1 pseudogene is annotated in these 2,639 nt (G+C 73.2%); it reads right to left on the bottom strand.

The features are described 5' to 3' along the window. Window positions 1-95: 95 nt before the first annotated feature. Window positions 96-1,115, bottom strand: a pseudogene (locus ACWC94_RS23585) (serine/threonine-protein kinase); the annotation flags it as partial. Between the last annotated feature and the right edge of the window lie 1,524 nt (window positions 1,116-2,639).

Here is a 2,639-nt window from a genome sequence, read left to right as displayed (position 1 = left end):
ATATAAGATGTCCCCCGCAACCGAATTGAGGGAGAATTGAGGTCGGAATGACCAGTTCCGGTAATAGCTCCTGGTTGATTATTTCCTATTTGTTAGCCACCCCGGGAGGCCGCTCCGCCACGCGCCGGTACCCCGCCCCGGGGAGGTACGCCGCCGCGCGGCACCGGCGTGCCGGGGGAGGTGCGCCGCTGGGTGCGCTGCTGCTCGGGGTAGGTGTCGGCGAGCCGCCCGGCGGACCGGTCCGTCTCCGCGGTGCGCGGCGCGGGCGGCCGTACGTCGGCCAGGCCCTGTGCCTCACGCGCGGCGATCTCCTTGAGCCGCAGCGACAGCTGCAGCGTGCTGGGCCGCTCCTCGGGGTCCTTCGCCAGGCAGGCCCGGACCAGCGGGGCGAGCGCGTCCGGGACGCCGCTCAGATGCGGTTCCTCGTGCACCACCCGGTACAGCATCACCTCGGAACTGCCCTGCCCGAAGGGGGAGTCCCCGGTGGAGGCGTAGGCGAGGGTCGCGCCCAGGGAGAATACGTCCGTCGCCGGGGTGACGGCCGCTCCGCGCACCTGCTCGGGCGCGAGGAAGCCGGGGGAGCCGACGGCCGTACCGACGTGCGTGAGCGTGGAGGCGCCGGTGGCCCAGGCGATGCCGAAGTCGATGATCCGCGGCCCCTTCGGGGACAGCAGGATGTTGGAGGGCTTGAGGTCCCGGTGGACGACACCGGCCTCGTGCACGGCGACCAGCCCTTCGGACAGCGCCGCGCCGATCGCCGCGGCATCGGCCGCGCCGAGCGGGCCCTCGTCGGCGACCTTGTCGTGCAGGGAGGGCCCGGGGACGTACTGTGTGGCGAACCAGGGCCGCTCCGCCTCCAGGTCCGCGGCGACCAGCCGGGCCGTGCAGCCGCCCCTGATCCGCCGGGCCGCCGAGACCTCACGGGCGAACCGCGACCGGAATTCCTGGTCCTCGGCGAGATCGGGCCGGATCACCTTCAGGGCGACCCGCTGTCCCTTCTTGTCCGAGCCGAGGTAGACCACGCCCATCCCGCCCGCGCCGAGCCGTCGGTGAAGCCTGAACGAGCCGACGACGCGCGGGTCCTCGCGCCTCAGGCGCATCATCGCCATGTTCATCCCCGCTGCCCGGTCCCTGTGACGTGGCACAGCTTACGTTTCCACGGCCGCCTGCGCGCAGAGGCCGCGCCCTCCGGGGCCGACGGATTGTGCCGGTCCCCGCTACGAGGTGATGTGCGCTCAGGAAGGCGCCGCGCGCGGGGACATTGGGTCGCCCGTTCTCCCAACCGATCTTCACCGCAAGGGCGTTGAGAGCGCGAGGGGGCAGGTGGTGCCGGTTCATGTCCCCGCCGGGCGGACACCCGGTGGCGACGCGGGGCCAGGCTGCGGTACGGAACACGACCCGCACACAGCGCACCGCCTCCACCCCTCCGGAGTGATCGAAGTCACTCCTTCCGGCCTGCTGGACGCTTCCGAAATGACCGGACACAGCGGGCACCCCCTCCGGGAAGACCCCTAGACCCGGACCCACGTCTCCACCCAGGGGAGTACATCCCAGGTCATGGCTCATCCTCCGGGAGGCCCGGCAATCGGTACGAAGGCATGACGCCCGGTGCCCGCCCCGCGCCTAGATTTGAGGTCAAGCGGCGGGTGCAGCACTCGTCCCCCGAGGTCAGACACCCGCCGCTGCCGACCACAACAGACACGGTCAGGAGAGGGACCATGGCTCATACGGCACCGCGACGCCCGGCGTTCGCACCACGCCGGACGGGCCGCCGTCACCCCTTGGTGGCGACGCTCATGGCCCTTCCCCTGGCGGCCCTGCTCCTGCTCGTCTTCGACGGCTGGGAGACGGTGGCCACACAGGCGTCGTCCGTGGGTGCGATGCTGGGGCGCTGAGCGGCGACCCCAGGCCCGGAAGAGCGGTCCGGGCGGGGACATCCATCCAGGAAACCCCGTGGGGACGGGGGTGCGGCGGACGGCAAAATGCCGGCGCAGCTGGGGAGCTGCGCCGGCATTGCTTTCTCCGCCCCGCACCACAACCGCACCACGGTCCGCCGCCCACCCGGCAGCGCGCCGACGCGCCTACCCGCGACCGACCACCACACACAGCAGTGCCGCCGACCGCAACGCCCCAGGCACCTGCCGCGGCCACACCCCTCGCTTACGAGCCCGTCACCCACCCGTCAGCGGCCGACATGTCTCCGGAGCTGCGTGCGGTCGCGCCGCGGCCCGCCGTCCACCTGGGAGCGGTCGCCATGTCCTTGGAGCTGCGTGCGGTCGTGCCGCGGCCCGCTGCCCACTCGTCGGTGGCCGTGATGCCGCCGTAGCTGTGTGCGGTCGTGCCGCGAGACCGCCGTCCACCTGGCAGCGGCCCGTGTGCCGCCGTGGCTGTGTGCGGTCGTGCCGCGAGACCGCCGTCCACCTGGCAGCGGCCCGTGTGCCGCCGTGGCTGTGTGCGGTCGTGCCGCGAGACCGCCGCCCCCGTCAGCAGCCCTCATCCCCTCGCAGCTGCGTGCGGTCGCGCCGCGAAAGCGCAGCCCACCCGGCAGCGGCCCCTCGTGCCGCCGCAGCTGCGGGAGTCGTGGGGGGCCGCCGGGCGGGAGGGGCGGGGGGGGGGGGCCGCCGCCCGGGGCGGGCGGC

It is taken from the genome of Streptomyces sp. NPDC001135 (genome assembly GCF_053598395.1).
The sequence above is the reverse complement of the archived record's forward strand: the minus strand, read 5'-3'. Positions and strand labels throughout refer to the sequence as shown.